The 20,007-nt window shown below is 59.5% G+C and carries 20 protein-coding genes; 15 read left to right on the forward strand and 5 right to left on the reverse strand.

Annotated features, from left to right (window positions below; translation table 11 throughout):
- Positions 1-29 precede the first annotated feature (29 nt).
- Positions 30-1,616, forward strand: coding sequence for an ABC-F family ATPase (locus DKB71_RS18015; RefSeq protein WP_274075840.1), 1,587 nt, complete (start codon positions 30-32; stop codon positions 1,614-1,616).
- Positions 1,617-1,870: 254 nt separating this feature from the next.
- A complete protein-coding gene (locus DKB71_RS18020; protein ID WP_274075841.1) occupies positions 1,871-3,058 on the forward strand; it encodes an MFS transporter in 1,188 nt (395 codons plus the stop codon).
- Here DKB71_RS18020 and DKB71_RS18025 read toward each other — a convergent pair whose 3' ends face one another.
- Together DKB71_RS18025 and DKB71_RS18030 are read right to left on the reverse strand one after the other, a co-directional pair.
- A complete protein-coding gene (locus DKB71_RS18025) occupies positions 3,059-4,096 on the reverse strand; it encodes an alpha/beta hydrolase family protein (RefSeq protein WP_408596325.1) in 1,038 nt (345 codons plus the stop codon).
- Between the two features lie 169 nt (positions 4,097-4,265).
- On the reverse strand, positions 4,266-4,877 hold the full coding sequence (locus DKB71_RS18030; RefSeq protein ID WP_274075843.1) for an FMN-dependent NADH-azoreductase: 612 nt from the start codon (positions 4,875-4,877) through the stop codon (positions 4,266-4,268).
- 130 nt (positions 4,878-5,007) lie between these two features.
- Between DKB71_RS18030 and DKB71_RS18035 the strand changes: the two genes are divergently transcribed.
- Positions 5,008-5,916, forward strand: a complete 909-nt coding sequence (locus DKB71_RS18035; RefSeq protein ID WP_408596327.1) for a LysR substrate-binding domain-containing protein — start codon at positions 5,008-5,010, stop codon at positions 5,914-5,916.
- Positions 5,913-6,272 (forward strand): MmcQ/YjbR family DNA-binding protein, encoded by a 360-nt coding sequence (locus DKB71_RS18040; RefSeq protein ID WP_274075845.1) that lies wholly within the window; start codon positions 5,913-5,915, stop codon positions 6,270-6,272. The genes DKB71_RS18035 and DKB71_RS18040 overlap by 4 nt, the downstream gene beginning before the upstream one ends.
- Here DKB71_RS18040 and DKB71_RS18045 read toward each other — a convergent pair whose 3' ends face one another.
- Both DKB71_RS18045 and DKB71_RS18050 read right to left on the reverse strand, forming a co-directional pair.
- Positions 6,273-6,701, reverse strand: coding sequence for a DUF1294 domain-containing protein (locus tag DKB71_RS18045; protein WP_408596329.1), 429 nt, complete (start codon positions 6,699-6,701; stop codon positions 6,273-6,275).
- Positions 6,698-7,528, reverse strand: coding sequence for an undecaprenyl-diphosphate phosphatase (locus tag DKB71_RS18050; protein ID WP_274075847.1), 831 nt, complete (start codon positions 7,526-7,528; stop codon positions 6,698-6,700). Before DKB71_RS18050 ends, DKB71_RS18045 begins: the two co-directional genes overlap by 4 nt.
- 287 nt (positions 7,529-7,815) lie before the next feature.
- Between DKB71_RS18050 and pnuC the strand changes: the two genes are divergently transcribed.
- From pnuC to DKB71_RS18090, 8 genes are all read left to right on the forward strand, one after another.
- A complete protein-coding gene (gene pnuC / locus DKB71_RS18055; RefSeq protein ID WP_408596331.1) occupies positions 7,816-8,379 on the forward strand; it encodes a nicotinamide riboside transporter PnuC in 564 nt (187 codons plus the stop codon).
- On the forward strand, positions 8,376-8,900 hold the full coding sequence (locus DKB71_RS18060) for an AAA family ATPase (protein WP_323628346.1): 525 nt from the start codon (positions 8,376-8,378) through the stop codon (positions 8,898-8,900). Before pnuC ends, DKB71_RS18060 begins: the two co-directional genes overlap by 4 nt.
- Positions 8,901-9,232: 332 nt before the next feature.
- Positions 9,233-9,670 (forward strand): hypothetical protein, encoded by a 438-nt coding sequence (locus DKB71_RS18065; RefSeq protein ID WP_323628379.1) that lies wholly within the window; start codon positions 9,233-9,235, stop codon positions 9,668-9,670.
- A 1-nt stretch (position 9,671) separates the two neighbouring features.
- The gene (locus tag DKB71_RS18070; protein WP_408596334.1) at positions 9,672-10,244 is read left to right on the forward strand and encodes an adhesin; all 573 of its coding nucleotides are present in this window, start codon (positions 9,672-9,674) and stop codon (positions 10,242-10,244) included.
- Positions 10,245-10,295: 51 nt separating this feature from the next.
- The gene (locus DKB71_RS18075) at positions 10,296-11,864 is read left to right on the forward strand and encodes a heme utilization protein (protein ID WP_408596336.1); all 1,569 of its coding nucleotides are present in this window, start codon (positions 10,296-10,298) and stop codon (positions 11,862-11,864) included.
- Between the two features lie 61 nt (positions 11,865-11,925).
- Positions 11,926-12,606, forward strand: a complete 681-nt coding sequence (locus DKB71_RS18080; RefSeq protein WP_408596338.1) for a C39 family peptidase — start codon at positions 11,926-11,928, stop codon at positions 12,604-12,606.
- 33 nt (positions 12,607-12,639) lie between these two features.
- Positions 12,640-13,386: a hypothetical protein gene (locus DKB71_RS18085; protein WP_274075853.1), complete on the forward strand. Its 747-nt coding sequence runs from the start codon at positions 12,640-12,642 to the stop codon at positions 13,384-13,386.
- Positions 13,387-13,432: 46 nt separating this feature from the next.
- Positions 13,433-14,713, forward strand: coding sequence for a hypothetical protein (locus DKB71_RS18090; RefSeq protein WP_408596340.1), 1,281 nt, complete (start codon positions 13,433-13,435; stop codon positions 14,711-14,713).
- A gap of 127 nt (positions 14,714-14,840) precedes the next feature.
- Here DKB71_RS18090 and DKB71_RS18095 read toward each other — a convergent pair whose 3' ends face one another.
- Positions 14,841-16,166, reverse strand: a complete 1,326-nt coding sequence (locus DKB71_RS18095; RefSeq protein ID WP_274075855.1) for a sigma-54 dependent transcriptional regulator — start codon at positions 16,164-16,166, stop codon at positions 14,841-14,843.
- Positions 16,167-16,511: 345 nt separating this feature from the next.
- Here DKB71_RS18095 and DKB71_RS18100 point away from each other — a divergent pair, with 345 nt between their 5' ends.
- The 3 genes from DKB71_RS18100 (at position 16,512) to nhaB (ending at position 19,933) form a co-directional block, all read left to right on the forward strand.
- Positions 16,512-16,778, forward strand: a complete 267-nt coding sequence (locus DKB71_RS18100; RefSeq protein ID WP_274075856.1) for a hypothetical protein — start codon at positions 16,512-16,514, stop codon at positions 16,776-16,778.
- Positions 16,779-17,062: 284 nt separating this feature from the next.
- Complete coding sequence (locus DKB71_RS18105) at positions 17,063-18,352, forward strand: hypothetical protein (protein ID WP_408596343.1); 1,290 nt, start codon at positions 17,063-17,065, stop codon at positions 18,350-18,352.
- A gap of 78 nt (positions 18,353-18,430) precedes the next feature.
- Entirely contained in the window at positions 18,431-19,933 is a 1,503-nt protein-coding gene (gene nhaB, locus DKB71_RS18110) for a sodium/proton antiporter NhaB (protein WP_408596344.1), read from the forward strand.
- Positions 19,934-20,007 lie beyond the last annotated feature (74 nt).

The raw sequence follows: 20,007 nt of genomic DNA on the forward strand, positions 1-20,007 counted from the left end.
CTACTCTGAATGCTTCGCAGGAAAAACCTTTGATTTCTACAGCTAACATCACGATGCAGTTCGGCGCCAAGCCGCTATTCGAAAACGTGTCGGTCAAATTCGGCGCGGGCAACCGCTACGGTCTGATCGGCGCCAACGGTTGCGGCAAGTCGACCTTCATGAAAATCCTCGGTAGCGATCTCGATCCCTCCGGCGGCCAGGTCATGCTGGAACCGAACGTGCGCCTGGGTAAGTTGCGCCAGGACCAGTTCGCCTACGAAGAATTCACCGTAATCGACACCGTGATCATGGGTCACGAAGAGCTGTGGAAGGTCAAGGCCGAGCGCGATCGCATCTACTCGCTGCCGGAAATGACCGAAGAAGACGGCATGGCCGTGGCCGAGCTGGAAACCGAATTCGCCGAAATGGACGGTTACACCGCGGAGTCCCGTGCTGGCGAACTGTTGCTGGGCCTGGGTATCGGCATCGAGCAGCATTTCGGCCCGATGAGTGAAGTTTCCCCGGGCTGGAAACTGCGCGTATTGCTGGCTCAGGCGCTGTTCTCCGATCCGGAAGTGCTGTTGCTCGACGAACCGACCAACCACCTGGATATCAACACCATCCGCTGGCTGGAAAACGTTCTGACCCAGCGTTCCAGCTTGATGATCATCATCTCTCACGACCGTCACTTCCTGAACAGCGTATGCACCCACATGGCTGACCTGGATTACGGCGAGCTGCGCCTGTTCCCGGGCAACTACGACGAGTACATGACCGTGGCGACCCAGTCTCGCGAGCAGCTGCTGTCGGACAATGCCAAGAAGAAAGCGCAGATTTCGGAACTGCAATCGTTCGTCAGCCGCTTCTCGGCCAACGCCTCGAAAGCCAAGCAAGCCACTTCCCGCGCCAAGGCGATCGACAAGATCCAACTGGCCGAGGTCAAGCCTTCGAGCCGCGTGAGCCCGTTCATCCGTTTCGAGCAAAACAAGAAGCTGCACCGTCAGGCGGTCATCGTCGAGCGCATGGCCAAAGGCTTCGACGGCAAGCCACTGTTCAAGGACTTCAGCTTCCAGGTTGAAGCCGGCGAACGCGTGGCGATCATCGGCCCGAACGGTATCGGCAAGACCACCCTGCTGCGCACCCTGGTCAACGAACTGACCCCGGATGCCGGTAGCGTCAAGTGGACCGACGCCGCTGAGCTGGGCTACTACGCTCAGGATCACGCGCACGACTTCGAAGACGACGTGACTCTGTTCGACTGGATGGGTCAGTGGACCCAGGGCGAGCAGATGATTCGCGGTACTTTGGGTCGCATGCTGTTCTCCAACGACGAGATCCTCAAGTCGGTCAAGGTCATCTCCGGTGGTGAGCAAGGTCGCATGCTGTTCGGCAAACTGATCCTGCAAAAGCCAAACGTGCTGATCATGGACGAACCGACCAACCACCTGGACATGGAATCCATCGAAGCGCTGAACCTGGCGCTGGAAAACTACCCGGGCACGCTGATCTTCGTCAGCCACGACCGTGAATTCGTGTCGTCCCTGGCCACCCGCATCATCGAGTTGAGCCCGAACGGCGTGACTGACTTCAGCGGTACCTATGACGATTACCTGCGTAGCCAGGGTGTGGTGTTCTAAAAACTGCTATTAGCTGCAAGTGAAAAGCCCTGTCCACGTGACGGGGCTTTTTGCATTCAGGGTCAGTATTTGTTCAGGTGCCGAGTCCTTCGCGAGCAAGCCCGCTCCCACAGGGGGAATGCATTCCAAATGTGGGAGCGGGCTTGCTCGCGAAGAGGCCTTCAAGAACAGCGATAATTAGTTAGCCTGCTTCCTTTTATCCCACAGCCGCGCCATCATGCAGTTCTCCCTCCGCCGCCCGCGAACGAGCCCTCATGTCTGCGCAAGAACAGCCACCACAAAGCTCCATGGCGATCACCCTGCAGATCGTTTCCATCGTTTTCTATACCTTCATCGCCTTCATCTGCATCGGCCTGCCGATTGCGGTGTTGCCGGGGTATGTCCATGAGCAGCTCGGGTTCAGTGCCGTTATCGCCGGGTTGACCATTGGCTCGCAATACCTGGCCACCCTGCTCAGCCGGCCCATGGCCGGGCGCATGTCCGACAGTGTCGGGACCAAGCGCGCCATCATCTACGGCCTGACGGGGATCGTCTTGAGTGGCGGGCTGACCTTGTTGTCGACCTTGCTGCAAAGCTTTCCATTGATCAGCCTGTTGATCCTGATCGCCGGACGTTTGTTGCTGGGCATCGCCCAAGGGCTGATCGGGGTTGGCACGATCAGTTGGTGCATGGGCCAGGTAGGCGCCGAACATACCGCGCGCTCGATCTCGTGGAACGGCATCGCCTCCTATGGTGCGATTGCCATCGGGGCGCCGCTGGGGGTGGTGATGGTCGGGCAGCTGGGGTTTGCCAGCCTGGGTATCACCCTGTCGGTGCTGGCCCTGTTGGCTTTGCTGCTGATTCGCAACAAACCGTCGGTGCCAGTGGTACGCGGTGAACGGCTGCCGTTCTGGGCGGTGTTCGGGCGGATTGCGCCATTCGGTGCAAGCCTGAGCCTGGCCTCGATTGGCTACGGCACCCTCACCACCTTCATCACCCTGTATTACGTTAACCGGGGCTGGAGCGGCGCGGCGTACTGCCTGACGGTGTTTGGGGTGTGCTTCATCCTGGCGCGGCTGTGTTTCATTTCCAGCATCAGCCGTTTTGGCGGTTTCACCTCGGCCGTTGCCTGCATGTCCATCGAGACCGTCGGCCTGGTGCTGTTGTGGCTGGCGCCTTCGACCGGCTATGCCTTGATCGGTGCCGGCCTGACCGGTTTCGGTTTGTCGCTGGTGTATCCGGCCCTGGGCGTCGAGGCGATCAAGCAGGTGCCCAACTCCAGCCGAGGCGCCGGCCTGAGCGCTTATGCGGTGTTTTTCGACCTGGCGCTGGCGATTGCCGGACCGTTGATGGGCGCGGTGGCGCTGAACCTGGGGTACGCGTGGATCTTCTTCAGTGCGGCGTTGTTGTCGGTGTGTGCGCTGGGCTTGACCCTTTTGCTCAAGCACCGTGCAACGACCTGATTACTGATCGGCGGTCTGCATCCCCGCCCGCGTCGGTTTGCCCAAGGTACGAGAGAAGAAGCGCCCGGCTTCGGAGATCAGGCTACGGTGAATGTCCGCACGATCGACGCCCTCTGCATCGGTACACAGGGCCGGCATGATGACGATTTGTTCGTCATTGCACGGCGCCATGAACACGAAATGCCCGGCCCCGGCGAGCAGCTTGAAGTCCGGGGCGACGGGCAGCTTGCGCGCCAATGCAGCGGCGTTCTTGTCGGGGGCCACCAGCTGGTCGCCATCGCCGCTGTAAAGCAGGACCGGTACATGCACATCGGCCAGGGTATGACGGCCGAACTTCAGGCTCAGCGGCGCCATCAGCAACAGTGCATGGACCCGTGGGTCGGCCACCGGCTGCAAATCGCCGCGGTCGACGATCAGTTCACCCTGGGTATTGCAGGCATCACGGTCGTCCGGGCGCTCCTGGCAGTAACGGCGCAGACGATCCAGGTCCGGGGTCGCGCCGGACAGTATCAACGCCGTTTCGCCGCCGGCCGAGTAACCGATGACCCCGACCTGCTCGGCATTGACGAAGGGTGCCAGCATGGGATCGCCCAGCGTTGCGGTAATGGCTTCGGAGATCTGGATCGGCCGTCCGTACAGGTTGCTCAAGGTGCCGAGGCGGCTGTGGTCTTTGGAGTTGTCGCCCGGATGAATCACCGCCACCACCACAAAACCCTTGCGGGCCAGGGATGTGGCCAGGTCGTGCAGGGCCAGGGGAGTGCCAGTGTTGCCATGGGACAGCAGCAGCATCGGAAACCGGCCGATAGCGACTTTGGTGTCTTCGCCGGCTTCGACGTTGTACCCCTCAAGCAGGCTGGAATGTTCCTTGGCGCTTGAAGGATAGAAGGCAATGGCACGCATCGGTTGCAGGTCGAGCGGGTCGAGAAAGCTCAGTTCGTGATAACCGACGCTCCAGTGCGGATGCGGCGCAGGCGCGGCGTGCACTGAATTCAGGCTGGCGAGCAGGCAGATCAGTAAAGCTGCACAAAGACGCACCATGGGATGCCCCACCTTGTTACCGGAACAGAGACGTTAAGCCTCGACAGCATAACTCGGGCCACAATTTGCAACAGCCAGAAACAAAAAACTCCGCATCTGCCACTTGCGTGATCAGAATACAGAGTTTTATGGGAATTGCCTGCAGCGGCAATGGGTCTTAACGCAAGCCTTACGCGGCGGCGAACAATTGCTCGCTGATTTGCGCCTGGGCGTCGTTCATGGCTTTGCCACGCACTTCGTCACCGTAAGCCAGGCCGTGGGCACGGACGAATTCGATGTCGGTAATGCCGATGAAACCGAACAGGACCTTCAGGTAGTCTTCGTGGGCAACACCGGTTGCCTGGCCGGCGTGCAGGCCACCGGAAGTCGAAACGATCACGACTTTCTTGCCACCGCACAAGCCTTCAGGGCCGGCTTCGGTGTAGCGGAATGTCTGGCCGGCGACGGCGATGCGGTCGATCCAGGCTTTCAATTGGGTCGGGATGGTGAAGTTGTACATCGGCGCGGCAATCACCACGGCATCGGCGGCGAGGAACTCGGCCAGGGTCGAGGCGCTCAGCTCGGCTTCGTGCTGTTGGGCGGCGTTGCGCAGTTCAGCGGCGGTACCTGCTGCAACCAGGGTGGCCCCGGAAAAGTGGCTGATGGCGTCGGCAGCCAGGTCGCGGTAGGTCACTACGGCGGACGGCTCGGCGGCTTGCCAGGCTTTGACGACTTCGCCGCTCAGCAGACGGGAAGCCGAGTTGTCACCAAGAATGCTCGAATCGATATGCAGCAGTTTCATGTGGGATCTCCAGGTGAGGATCGCCGCCAGGGCGATCTGATGGAAACAATCCTACAGACGAAACCAATAGCTGATTAGACTGCAACAATGCGATAGTTTGTCCCACTGATAGAACGATCGAGAAAGTGCCATGCAAGACCTGAACGACCTCTATTACTTCGCCAAAGTCGTGGAGGCCGGTGGCTTCGCGGCCGCCGGGCGATTGCTGGGGATTCCCAAGTCGCGACTGTCACGGCGCATTGCTGAACTTGAGGAGCGCCTGGGTGCGCGGCTACTGCAACGCACCACCCGCCAGCTGAAACTCACCGCCGTCGGCGAACGTTATCTGCGCCACTGCCAGGCAATGCTGCTGGAAGCGGAAATGGCTGACGAAGCCGTGGCCAGCATGTCCAGTGAACCGCGCGGACGCTTGCGGGTTTCTTCCCCGGTCGGCCTGGCCCATGAAATGCTCCCGGGGGTGATCAGCAACTTTTTGGAAAAGTATCCTCAAGTGCAGCTGGAGGTCATGCTGGTCAATCGCCGCGTCGACCTGGTGACCGAAGGGGTGGACGTCGCGTTGCGCGTACGCGAGCCGGGTGATGAAGATCCGCTGCTGGTCACCCGCCGCCTGCGTCAGGCGCAGATGCTGATGGTCGCCAGCCCCGCGTTTCTCCAGGGACTGGACATCAATCACCCCGATGACCTGAAGAACCTGCCGGTGCTCGGCGCCCTCGAGCCCGATCGCCTGGTGCACATTGGCCTGGTCGATCGCCAGGGCAAGAAACACGAGCTGGCCCTTGAAGCGCGATTGGGCATCGACGACTTCATCGTGCGCAAGACCTGCACCCTCGCCGGCCAGGGGTTCACCACGTTGCCGATGATGTATTGCGAGCAGGAACTGGCCAATGGCTCACTGGTACAGTTACTGCCCGAGTGGTCGTTGCCCGGGGGCTGGTTGCAGGCGGTCTACCCTCACCGACGCGGGGTGATGCCGGCCGTGCGTGCCTGGCTCGACCATCTGATCGAAACCTTCAATGCCTGTGGGGACCGTTTGATATGAAGGCAGGACGCATGAACGAGGCCGACGTGGCGGCTTTCTGCCTGGCATTGCCGGGTGCGCGGGAAGACTACAAATGGGGTGGCGTGCGGGTGTTTTCGATTGCCGGTACCAAGATGTTCGCCTTGCAGAACCTGCGCGGCGACTCCTTGGCGTTCAAGGTCGACAAGGACCTGTTTCTCGGTCATTGCGACCGCCCGGGCATTCACCCGGCGCCCTATCTGGCGCGGGCCCAATGGATCATCATGGCCACGCCCTACCCGCTCGGCGCCGAGGAACTGCAAGGCTTGCTACGGCGCTCCCATCAGCTTGTCGTCAGTAAGTTGCCCAAGCGCACCCAGGTCGGGCTGTTGCTCTGATCAGAACAGTGAGAACAGCTGCGCGCCGAGGAACAGCCGGTCGATCCAGAACACCTGGTGCAGCAGCACGATGATCCAGAACACCCCTTGAAAGGACAGCTTGCGCGTCTTGTGTCGAAACACTTGCTGCGCGAGCAAGGCGCCCGGCCAGCCGCCAGCGAACTCCAGCGCATGCAGGACGTTTTCCGGGATACGCCTTTGATCGGCGCGCGCCTTGCGCTTGTCGCTCCAGTACAGCAGGAACGCCAGCACGCTGACGATGCAGTAGGCCGCCATGGGAATCAGCGAAACCCCCTGCAGCCATAACGACATCGAACCGAACAGCGGCAGCGCGCACAACATCGCCAACACCAGCAGTTTCAGGCGCAGATGGCGGATGCCTGCCCCGGATTGGCGTCCGGCGTCGTTGCGCGCGCGGGTATCGTTCATGGCTTGGCGGCGGTCCAGTCGACCCAACCGAACTGCCAGGTCGCCAGGATCAGCAAGCCGAATGCAATGCGGTACCAGGCAAACGCCGCATAGCTGTGGCTGGCGATGAACTTGAGCAAGCCCCTGACCGCAATCATCGCGAAAATGAACGCAGTGACGAAGCCGACCGCAAACACCGGGAAGTCAGACGGTACGAACAGGTCGCGGTACTTGTAGCCCGAGTACACCGCCGCGCCGACCATGGTCGGCATGGCCAGGAAGAAGGAAAACTCGGTAGCGGTCTTGCGCGACAGGCCGAACAACAGGCCGCCGATGATCGTCGAGCCGGAGCGCGAGGTACCCGGAATCATCGCCAGGCACTGGGCCAGGCCGACTTTCAGGGCGTCTTTCCAGGTCATGTCATCGACGCTTTCGGCATGCACTTCGTGCTGACGCTTTTCGGCCCACAACATGATGACCCCGCCCACCACCAAGGCCGTGGCCACCGTGATCGGGTTGAACAGGTAGTGGTGAATCAGGTCGGCGAAAATGACCCCCAGTACCACCGCCGGCAGGAACGCAATCAGCAGGTTGGCGGTAAAGCGCCGGGCACTTGGCTGCGTCGGCAGGCCGACGACCACGTCGAAGATCTTGCGGCGAAACTCCCACACCACCGCCAGGATGGCGCCGAGCTGGATAATGATGTTGAAAGCCATGGCCCGCTCGCCACCGAAGTCGAGCAAGTCGGCGACAATAATCTGGTGCCCGGTACTGGAAATGGGCAAGAACTCCGTCAGCCCTTCTACAACGCCAAGAATCAAAGCCTGAAAGGCCGTCCAAAGATCCATCAATCCCCCAAAAGGCCATGCGTCGACGCATGCCCCGTTAATTTATTCAAAGCCGTTTACTGTCATCAGCGTCGTTGAGTCCGCGCGCACAAGCCTACGCAAAAAACGTCGCGAGTTTCGTGAAAAATCAGTTTGATTTCAGGTTTTTGCGTGCGGGACGAAATCCTAGCAGACAAGTGCGCTTTACGCTGCCGTGCAGTCGGCATCGAAGGCACCCGCTGCTACAAGCCTCTCGGCCATAATCCGGTTACAATCGCGCCCCTCTTCGATTTCTCCAAGGAACCTGCATGTCCGGGCTTGAACTGTTTGCCGCCACCCTCGGCGTCATTGCCGTCTGGTTGACGGTCAAACAGAATCCCTGGTGCTGGCCGATCGGCCTGGTCATGGTGCTGATCTACAGCTGGATCTTTTACGAGGTCAAGCTGTATTCCGACATGCTGCTGCAAGTGATCTATGCCGGGCTGCAAGTTTACGGTTGGTGGCAGTGGACCCGCGCGGGCCAGGCCCATCACGGGCGCGAAGTCAGCCGACTGGACGCATCAGCGGTGGCGTCGGGGCTGGCCCTGGGCGCGCTCGGCAGTCTGTTGCTGGGCGCCGCCATGGCGCACTGGACCGATGCCGCGCAACCCTGGCTCGATGCTGCCCTCACGGCCTTCAGCCTGGTGGCTCAATGGTGGATGGCGCAAAAACGCCTGCAGTGCTGGCCGCTGTGGATCCTCCTGGACTGTGTGTTCGTCGGCCTGTTCCTTTATAAGGGGATGTACCTGACGGCTGCCCTGTATGGCCTGTTCACCCTGCTGGCCATACAAGGCTGGCGCACATGGCGCAGCGATCCGGTGTTGTGCCCATGAAGGTGTTGGTTTTGGCAGGACCTGAATCGAGCGGCAAAAGTTGGCTATCAAACGAGATTCACGCCAATTTCGGCGGCATACTGGTCGGCGAGTACGTTCGGCATTTCATCGAAAAAGAAGCCCGGGTAACCTGCTACGAAGACATCACACCAATAGCACTTGGCCAGCTGTCTTGGGAAGATCAGGCACGGGCCCAACAGCCGTCCCTGTTGATTCTCGATACGCATCTGTTGAGCAACATCCTTTGGAGCCGCACCTTGTTTGGCGCTTGCCCGGTGTGGATTGAGCAGGCATTGCAGGTACGGCACTACGACCTGCATCTGCTGCTGAGCCCGGAAACCGTGGCCTGGCACGACGATGGGCAGCGTTGCCAACCGCAGCTGGCAGAACGCCAGGCGTTTTTCCAGGCCAGCCGCCAGTGGCTTGACCTGCATCGCCAGCCTTACCAGATAGTCCAAGGTGACTGGCAACAGCGCAAGGACGCGGCATTCGAGGCTGTAACGCGCTTGCTCAAGGCCTGACAAGACGGCCACGCCCTGCCGGAAATGTCCATTCCTGAAACACCCTCCCCAGCGAAAACCCGCGAGCTAGAGCGATTCGAGCATTTTCACCAGAAAATGTTAAGCCACTGATACAACCTGCCTTAAACGCCCTCAGCGAGCAATGCCGCCAGCAAGGACGGCACTTTTGCGTGCTTCTGTCTCAGGGGCGTTACAAAGTGTTTTTCACCACCTCAACAGTTAAAGCCAAGCCACTGTTTTCAATAGAAAAGCAAAAACCGGCACAGCTTCTGCTCTCTTCCTTCGCAACGCTGATAAGGGCCAGCGTTCCACTTACAGAAGGAATTGCCGCCGTGGGGAAATTTCATAACAACATCCATAGTCTCCTGCTGGTCGGATGCGCTCTGAGTTCAATGGCTTGCCTGCCTGTCCAGGCGGACAACGGCATCATCATCATCAAACGCGATGTCCAGGTACGCAACGCAACGATCCCGCCGCTCGTTCCCGATCCCAACCCCACGACTGTCAACGCCAACCCGTCCAAACAGGTCCTCGCCCAAACCAACGAGTTGAGCGACGGGGACTTTGCCGGCGTCGCCAGTGGTGCAGGCATCTCCCGCCTGGTCACGCAAAACACCAACAACCTGGGCGGCAACATCAGCACCCAGAACCAGCTTTCAAACCTTCCCGCCGGGCGGTCGGGCAACTCCGGCAGCGGCATTGCCAACATGGTCAACTCCAACGTCCAGCAGGGCCTGGGTGCCCTCAGAATCATAACGGGAGACCGTTAAGATGAATCGTTCGCTGCTGATGATCGCCATGTTTTGCAGTGCATCGACCTTCGCCCAATCCCCCGTCATTGATAACGCCACCATCGACAATTCGGGCGCGCAGTACCAGGGCAACGTCGGGGTCAACCAGGCAGCCGGCGACTTGCAGCAACAGGCGAACGCCAGGGCCTTCGCCATTGGCCGTGACGCCAGCGCGACCACGGATATTCGCCAACGGTTGCGCACCATTGTCGATCCCAGGATCGATGCCCACGCCAGTATTCAAGGCGACTCCTTCAGCCATGGCAATGGCGCATTGGGCGTCAACCAGAGCGCGGGCGCCAGCAACCAGCAAGCCAATGCGCTGCGCATAAGCACCAGTGAGCAGCCGCAAAGTATCGACGACAGCGTCCTCATGCAACAGAACGTGACGCTGCTCTACAACTCCGATCCGACTGACTCTGCACCCGGCTATCGCCAGGTCACTACCAGTGACCAGGCATTCACCGGTAGCCGTGGGGTGATTCAGTTGAATCAGAGCGCCGGGGTGGGAAACCGAATGGCCAACACCCTGAGCGTACGGGTCGTGGATTGACCCAAATAGGTAACAACAACACTTAACCTAAAATAAGTACGGAGAATCACCATGAAACCTTCGATGGCATTAAAGCCTCTGGTTTTCGCAATTGCTGCGGTCATGGCTGTTGCTGTACAAGCTGGGCAAAACGATAGGCGTGGCAACCACCATAACCATGGTGGCCAACAACAAACCCCTCCTGCAAGGATGGTCCCCATCAGCGCGACTGCCAATGCGACGGACAGACAGAGCAGCACCGGCAACCGCATCTGGAATGAAGGGGTAGAAAACTCGGCCGAGATGAGCAGTTCGGCCGCAGGCGCGAGCGGTAACGTCGGCGTCAACGTGGCGGCAGGTTCCGGCAACCAGCAAGACAACGCCGCCGCCATCGCCAACGCAGCCTCCGACAACGCCGCGATCGATAACAGCTTCGTGTTCGGCACGGCCACTGCCACCGCGAACGTCACGCAAATCAGCAACAATAACCGCGTCAGCAACTTTGGCGTGACCAACTCTGCCGTGATGAGTGGATCCGCCGACGGCAGCAGCGGTAACGTGGGTGTCAACATTGCCGGTGGCGATCTGAACCAACAGAAAAACACCATGGCAATTGCCAATACCAATGCTCCACTGGGTAGCGCAAGAGCCACCGCCTCCGCCAACCAAAGCGGTCCTGGCCTGACAGTGAACAACACTGCCGATCGGACCTACCGTGTTGATACGATCACCGTTACCAATACGCGGTCTGGTAGTGCCTCGTTTGACAAGTCGTTCGAAGCCAGCGGCAGTCAAAGCAGTTCTTCGAGCTGGGCCGCGGCCGGATCCAAAAGCTCTGATGCCAGCGGTTCGCTTAGCATTGATCTGAGCGGTTCTACCGCCAGCGCTGCGAGCGGTTCCAACAGCAGCGCTGCCAGCGGTTCCAACAGCAGCACTGCCAGCGGTTCCAACAGCAGCTCTGCCAGCGGTACCAACAGCAGCACTGCCAGCGGTTCCAACAGCAGCACTGCCAGCGGTTCTTCGAGCGCTTCTCTGACTGCTTCCCTGGGCGCTACGCTGGACGCTGAAGCTGCGTCTTCCAACTCCACTACCGTCAACTTCGGTTTTGGCGATCGCACCCGCAGCAGCAGTTCCGATGCATCGGTCAACGCTTCGCTTGATGCAACCCTTGACGTAGCGGTAGACAGATCGTACGACCGTTCGCGCGACTCCTCGTTCGACCGTTCACGCGATTCCTCGTTCGACCGTACCCGCGACTCCTCGTACGACCATTCGCGCGACTCCTCGTACGACCGTTCGGCCGAGTCTTCGTACGACAAGTCTCGCGAATCGTCGTTCGAGAAAGCGTTCGATGCTTCGTTCGAGAAATCGACCGCGTCCTCGTACGATAAATCGGGCAGCAAGTCGGCCGAATCTGCGTACGACAAAGCGAAAAGCTACAGTGAAAGCAGCTCTTATGATTTGAGCAACACCTACTCTTATCAAGTGCTGACTCCAACTGGCTGGGCCAACCCTGTGACCAACACTGCAACCCTGAGCGGTTCGGTGAACGGTGGCAGCGGCAACCTGGGTGTCAACGTGGCTGCTGGTGTGGGCAACCAACAAAGCAACTCGCTGGCCATCTCCAACCAATCGTTCTAATGCTGTCTTGGAGGCCCCCTTCCGGGGGCCTTTTTCAACCCAACCAGAAGGCGTCCCCACCATGCGTATTATCGCCTTGGCAATTTTGCTTTGCGTGGCCAGTGTGGTCGAGGCTGCACAACTGCCGCTGTCCGTACTACCGGGTGGCGGGTTGGTGTACAAACCGATCCAGAGCATACGCGAACGCAAATTTTCCGACCTGGTGCAACAGAAAACCGACTTCAGTTGCGGCGCCGCGGCGCTGGCGACCATCTTGCGCCAGGCCTATTGGCTTGACGTGGACGAAGAACAGATCATCGAAGGCATGCTGTCACACTCCGATCAGGACCTTGTCCGCGTCCAGGGCTTCTCCATGCTCGACATGAAGCGCTACGTGGAAAGTCTCGGCATGCGCGCCCGTGGCTATCGGGTAGCAACGGAAACCTTGAGCGAGATCAAGATTCCGGTGGTGGTACTGATGGATGTCCGTGGCTACAAACATTTTGTGGTCATGCAAAGAGTCCATAAAGGCTGGGTCTACATCGGCGATCCGGTACTCGGTCATAAACGCTACAAAGTCGACGAGTTCGCCAAAGGCTGGAACGGCATCATCTTTGCCGTCATCGGCCAGGGCTACGACAAAACCAATGCGTTGCTCGACCCGCCGCTGCCTCTGACCGCCAAGAACCGCGTCAACGCCTTCAGCCCGGTGCAGGACGCTGAGTTAATGGATTTCGGATTTATCCAAAGCGACTTCTTCTAATAACAATGGAGCACGATGCTCCGGGAGTATCCAATGAAGACTCCAATCTGGCTGGCCGTGGTTTGCCTGGCCGCCAGCCTGCCGACCCATGCGGAACTGTTGAAACCCATTGAACTGAATGACCAGGAACTGGCAAGCCTGCGCGGTCGTTATGTCATGCCGGGGCGGATCATCAGTTTCGGCATCGCCATGAGCAGCACCTGGCAAAATGCCAACGGTGAGGTGATCGGCGCGACGTCCTCGATGCAAATTCAGCAATCGACCATCAAGCCACAGTTCTACGTGACGATGATCGACGAAAAAGGCTATGGCTCGGCGCATACCCAAAGCGCCGGCACCGGCACCGTCACGGGCGGCGCCGGCCTCAACAGCACCGAGGGCGTCACCCAGGTCGTGCGGGCTGCCGGCGACAACAACAGCGCCTATAACAACGTTGATATCAACGTCTCCAAGGCCAACCAGGCGCCAGCCATGCAACCGCAAGGCCAGGCCCTGGCCGCGGGCTCGACGCTGGTAGGTTCCAATGGGGCGGGCTCGCTCAGCGTTTCCTCGAGCGGTACGGGTGTGCAAATGAACATCGTGGCCAACAACAACCAGGGCAGTACCGTACAACGCCTGGCCCAGGGTGGCTTGATGCAGAACACCACTTTGCTCGGCAGCAGCAACCAGGTGAGGAACCTCACGTCCCTCAATGTCGTGCTGCGTGACAACGTGGCAACAGCCGGCTCTCTGAACGGGAATCTCGACCAGCTTAAAGGTCTTCGCACTCAAGGATTCTGATCTACGCTCAGTCTCATCAAATGTAGTCAGAAGGGACGGCTAACCCATGCACCGAATGTTAACGTTCAGAGCTATTGTCTGTTTGAGTAGCCTGGCCCCGGCTTCATTGCTATACGCAGCACCGGATCCCCAGGTCGAAGCACTAAAACAAGAACTCATGGAGCTGAAACAGCGGTACGAAGCACAACAGAACGCGCTGATGGTCCTCGAGCAGCGCGTTCGCCAAGTCGAAGAAGCACCGGCCACACCTGCTCCCAAACGCCTGACCAAATCCCCCGCCGAAAAGCCCAACAGTGGCCAGACGGTGGCTGCCGGCGCGCCCGGAACAACCGGCAGTTCCTATGGGCAGTCGCTCAAGGATGACTCGGAACCGGCACAAAGCGTTTCCAACCTGTACGACGAGGCCAGCGGGTTCTTCGGCGGCGGCAAGTTCAGCGTGGAAACCGGCCTGACCTACACCCACTACGATACCCGGGCGCTGACGCTCAATGGCTTCCTGGCCCTGGACTCGATTTTCCTTGGCAACATCAACCTCGACCGTATCAAGTCGGATAACTGGACCCTGGACCTGACCGCCCGTTATAACGTGGCGCAACGCTGGCAGTTCGACATTAACGTCCCCGTGATCTACCGCGAATCCACGTATTCATCCGGTGGCGCCGGTGGCGCAGCCAACGGGGTTTCAGACGAAACCGTTACCCGCGACCCGAACATCGGCGATATCAACGTTGGCGTTGCCTACAAGTTCCTCGATGAGTCGGCCAACCTGCCCGACGCGGTGGTTACCCTGCGCGTCAAGGCGCCGACCGGGGATGACCCTTACGGCATCAAGCTGGTCGAGGTGCCTGGCAACGATAACCTCGCGGTCCCCGAGGACCTGCCGACCGGTAACGGTGTCTGGGCGATCACCCCGGGTATCTCGCTGGTCAAGACCTTCGACCCGGCCGTGCTGTTCGGCAGCCTGGCCTACACCTACAACATGGAGGACTCTTTCAGCGACATCAGCCCTACGGTCAACACCAAGGTGCCCGGGGACGTGAAACTGGGCGATTCCTGGCAAGTTGGCGCCGGTATTGCGTTTGCCCTGAACGAGAAGATGAGTATGTCGTTCTCCTTCACCGACCAGTTTGCCCGCAAGAGCAAGATCAAGCCGGACGGCGGCGACTGGCAATCGATCTCCAACAGCGACTACAACTCGGCCAACTTCAACATCGGCATGACCCTGGCAGCTTCCGACAACCTGACGATCGTGCCCAACCTGGCCATTGGCCTGACCGACGACTCGCCGGACTTCTCCTTCAGCCTGAAATTCCCGTACTACTTCTGAACCAAAACAGAGCCCCGTTGCGACTTCGATCGCAACGGGGCTTTGTTGTAGCAAAGCAAAGATCGCAGCGGAAGCTCCTACAAGGTGAACGTATTCCCATGTAGGAGCTGCCGCAGGCTGCGATCTTTTAACGTATTTGATGTTTATGCAGCAGGCGGTAAAAGGTCGGCCTGGAGATGCCCAGCACCTTGGCGGCAATACTCAGGTTATCGCTATGACGGTTGAGTACATCACACAGGGCCTGGCGCTCTGCCCGGTGCTTGTAGTCTTCCAGCGTGCCCATTGGCGCGGCAATGGCGTGGTGGCTGATCAGCCCGAGGTCTCGCGCTTCGATCTGCCTGCCTTCGGCCAGCACCAGGCCGCGACGTACCCGGTTGGCCAGCTCGCGAACATTGCCCGGCCAGTCGTGTTTGCCCATGGCAATCAAGGCGTCTTCACTGAAGCTGCGCGGGCGGCGGCCGGTTTCATGGCTGTAGAAATGGGAAAAGTGGTTGGCCAGCATCGACAGGTCGCCATTGCGCTCACGCAGGGGCGCAGTCACGACTTGCAAGACGTTCAGGCGGTAATACAGGTCTTCGCGAAAGCCTTTCTTCTCGATCGCCGCCTCCAGATCGACATGGGTTGCCGCCAACACCCGTACATCCACGGGGATCGGCTGGCTACCGCCAACCCGTTCGATGTGTTTTTCCTGGAGGAAGCGCAACAGGCTCGCCTGCAACTCAAGGGGCAGATCGCCGATCTCGTCGAGAAACAGCGTGCCGCCGTGAGCCGCTTCGATCCGCCCGACCTTGCGTTGATGGGCGCCGGTAAAGGCCCCCTTCTCATGGCCAAACAGTTCGGACTGGATCAGGTGCTCGGGAATCGCCCCGCAGTTGATCGCGACAAAGGGTTTGCTGTGGCGCAGGGATTGCCGATGCAGCGTACGGGCCACCAGCTCCTTGCCTGTGCCGCTTTCACCGCGAATCAACACCGGCGACTCGGTGGGCGCCAGCTTGCTCAACAGCTTGCGCAGTTCGCGGATGGGTTTGCTGTCCCCCAGCAGTTCGTGTTCGGGCTGATCGATGTGCACCGTGCCCTGCCCGCGCAGGCGCGCCATGCCAAAGGCCCGACCCAGCGTCACCTGGACCCTGGAGACATCGAACGGCAAGGTATGAAAATCGAAAAACCACTCGCAGACGAAGTCCCCGACATTCTGAAGTCGCAGAACGTCCTGGTTGAGCACGGCGATCCACTCGGTACCGCTGCGGCTGATCACCTCCTTGACCGTATCCGGGTGCTCGAGGTGAAAGGGCTGCAGTCGTAACAAGCCCACGTCACAGCTACGATCGGCGGCGTTGTCCAGCGAGCAGCTGTCAACATCCCAACCCACGGAGCGTAATCCAGGTAACAGGCGATGGCAGTCGTCGCAGGGATCTACCACTAATAGACGTCGTAACGCAGGCGCTTCGCTCATGTGATTTCCTTGACGCCAAATTTTAGGATTTTTTATTAAAAACAGTCATTTGGCGGACCTGGCTGTAACGTTAGCAAGAATTTGACGGGCGCTTGTACCGATTGACTATAGGCCTGCTGCGCAAAGCGTTATAAGAAACAGGGTTTTCCAGCGACCTGACGAATGTTTCCTTTCATCAAGCTTTCAACACGCGCCCGATTTACAGGGATATACAAGAAAGTTGAAATTTCTTCTGATTGTGTGTGACCTGGACCCGGGTTGCGCGCATCAGTACAAGTAACCAGCCGAACGGTATAAGCCCAACCGACGGCAATTGACTTGATTGGGCCTACAGAGAGACGACCTATGAACGCCCCGCTCCGTGTCAACGAAGCTCTGCTGATAGCCGATCGCGCATTTAAACCGTTCAAATGCGTGGCCTGGGCCCCACAGGACGGGAATGGCGAACTGACCCTGACCGTTATCGACCGCACCAGTAACAAAATAGGGCGCAAACAGATCCCGAGCAGCGCCTACAGCGATCCGGCGCAGCTTGAAAGCTTGCTGGAACAGGCCCGCGCCGAATTGAGCGAAGAAGGCTACACGCTGCAATCCTGGTCGATGCCACAATAATTGTATTGCGGATTACTCCGGGGTAATCCGCGCCCTCCCCCTGTTGTTAGTTAGCGGTCTTTTCATGCCAAGTGCACTCAAGACGCTTTCTTACTTGAACTTCGGCGTGCTCCGGACTCTTTGCTGGCTTGCCTTTGGTTCGAAAAGACAGTGTTGTGGCACACAACGACCCTCCGCCTGTTAGTTCTGACAGTTGTGCAATCAATCATTCAGGGATTGAATAATCTCTTAACAGTCGCCACCCCCAACTTCTGGATCTGGACGACTCGCAAGGAGATGCGTGCATGTCAATCCAGTCCGTTCTGGCTTTCCCCGCAACCGTCCAGCCTGCCGGAAAGCTCGACCCCACCTTCGCTGCCAAAGGCACCACCCAGGTGTATTTCTTCGGCAGTACTTCAAGCCTGGCCAATGACATCGCGATTGACTCACAGGGTCGTTTGCTGGTGGCGGCAAAGGTCACAATGCCTGGCGGCAGCCGCTTTGGCCTGGCGCGTTTGCTGAAGGACGGTTCGGCGGACCTGGCCTTTGGCAGACAAGGCAGTGTCATCGGCCAATTCGAACCGGGTTTCGAGGCCATGGCGGGCAAGGTGCAGGTGCTGCCCGATGGAAACATCCTGATCGCTGGCCTGCAATACGAAAGCGAGCACCGCACGCTTCCGGCACTGGCACTGTTCGACCCGCAGGGTCAACCGGTCCAACGGTTTGGCGACAATGGCCGCTGCGTGGTGCGCTTGCCAGGCCATTTGTCCCGGGGCATGCGCGATGTCTGGCTGCCTCCGGGCGTACCGGGCGCCGAGGCCTGCAGTGTCGACGTGCAGGAGGACGGTCGAATACTGCTGGTGGCCAATCATCACTTCGAACTGGCCGATCATGCTGCCATGCTGATACGGCTGGACGCCAATGGCTCGCTGGACAGCAGCTTCAATGGCCGTGGTTTTGTCATGGTCAGGCACCTGCTGATGAATACCTGGCTCAGCAACGTGACGGTGCAACGGGACGGTCGCATCCTGGTGGCTGGCTCGATCAATTTTCCGCAGGAAGGCCTGGTGGCCCGCTACAACCCCGATGGCAGCCTCGACAGCAGTTTCGCCCTGGACGGCTACATGAGCTTCACGGCGAACGGGCAAGGTGCCCAGGTCAGTCAAATCGTCCAGCAGGACAATGGCGACATCCAGTGTTTTGGCAGCAGCCGCGACCCCATGCGCTGCCTGGCCCTGAAACTGCACCTCAATGGTCGCCCGGATCATCACTGCAACGGCGGCCAGGCGCATTTGCTGGAGATCGGCCACAACGGCTGCCAGTGGACCGCCGCGCAAATGCAACCGGACGGCAGCGTAGTGACCGCCGGCGCCACCATTGGCGGCGTCGAGGCTGACTTCGTATTGGGGCGATACCTGCCAGGCGGGCAACTCGACAGCGATTTCGGCAACGGCAGTGGATGGCTGCGCACCCGCCTGGGCCGCAGTCTCGATACAGCCACTTCCGTCGCGGTACAGGACGACGGTAACGTCCTCGTCGGCGGCTATTCGCTGGACGGCAACTATCGGGCGATCGTCGCACGCTACCTGGTCTGATTCGATGGATTTTTCCTACGCTTGATCTTCTTTCCGGCTTACGGCAACTTGCGCGCTTCTTAATACAAGGAGTAGCCGATGTCCGGCTCGATGGTCCAGGCGTTCGCGCACAATTTTCTCGGCAACTCACCGCGCTGGTACAAGGCCTGCATTGTCGGTTTCCTGATTCTCAACGCCCTGGTGTTATGGACCGCAGGCCCGGTGGTCGCGGGCTGGATGCTGGTGCTGGAGTTCATTTTCACCCTGGCGATGGCCCTCAAGTGTTACCCGCTGATGCCCGGCGGCCTGCTGCTGGTCGAAGCGCTGCTGCTGAAGATGACCACGCCCCAGGCGCTCTATGACGAGTTGCTGCACAACTTTCCGGTGATCCTGCTGCTGATGTTCATGGTGGCGGGCATCTACTTCATGAAAGACCTGCTGCTGTTCCTGTTCTCGCGCCTGTTGCTGGGTGTGCGCAGCAAAGCCCTGCTGGCGCTGATGTTCTGCTTTTTGTCGGCGTTCCTGTCGGCGTTTCTCGATGCCCTGACGGTGACCGCGGTGATCATCAGTGCCGCCGTCGGGTTTTACTCGGTGTACCACCGCGTCGCCTCGGGTAGCGATCCGCGCCAGGACAGCGAATTTAGCGATGATCGGCACCTGCCCACCCTGCATCACGCCGACCTCGAGCAGTTCCGCGCATTTTTGCGCAGCCTGCTGATGCACGGTGCCGTGGGTACGGCGCTGGGTGGCGTGTGTACGCTGGTCGGCGAACCGCAGAACCTGCTGATCGGTCATGAGATGGGCTGGCACTTCGCCGAATTTTTCCTGAAGGTCGCCCCGGTTTCCCTGCCGGTGCTGGTCGCAGGCCTGGTCACCTGCGTCCTGCTGGAAAAACTGCGCTGGTTTGGTTACGGCACCTTGCTGCCGGACAACGTACGCACCGTGCTGGCCAGTTACGCCGCCCAGGACAATGCCGAGCGCTCCTCGCGCCAGCGTGCAGCGTTGATCGTGCAAGCCGTGGCCGCGCTGATCCTGATTGCCGGGTTGGCCTTGCACGTGGCGGAAGTGGGCCTGATCGGGCTGATGGTAATCGTGCTGATCACCGCGTTCACCGGCATCACCGATGAGCACCGCCTGGGCACCGCGTTCAAGGACGCCATGCCGTTCACCGCGTTGTTGGTGGTGTTTTTCGCCGTGGTGGCGGTCATCCATGATCAGCAGTTGTTCACGCCATTGATCCAGTGGGTCCTGGCCCTGCCCGCCGAGCAACAACCGGGCATGCTGTACATCGCCAACGGCCTGCTCTCGGCCATCAGCGACAACGTATTCGTGGCGACCATCTACATCACCGAAGTGAAACAGGCCTTCCTGTCCGGGCACATGAGCCGCGAGCATTTCGAGACCCTGGCGATCGCGATCAACACCGGCACCAACCTGCCCAGCGTGGCGACGCCCAATGGCCAGGCGGCGTTCCTGTTCCTGCTGACCTCGTCGATTGCGCCGCTGATTCGCCTGTCGTATGGGCGGATGGTGTGGATGGCGTTGCCGTATACGGTGGTGATGGGGATTCTGGGTTGGTACGCCGTGAGCTTCTGGCTGTAACACCACCCCCTGTAGGAGCTGCCGCAGGCTGCGATCTTTTGATCTTGTTTTTTAAAAGCAAAGTCAAAGATCGC

It is taken from the genome of Pseudomonas sp. PLMAX (assembly GCF_046042685.1).
GTDB classification, from domain to species: domain Bacteria; phylum Pseudomonadota; class Gammaproteobacteria; order Pseudomonadales; family Pseudomonadaceae; genus Aquipseudomonas; species Aquipseudomonas putida_AE.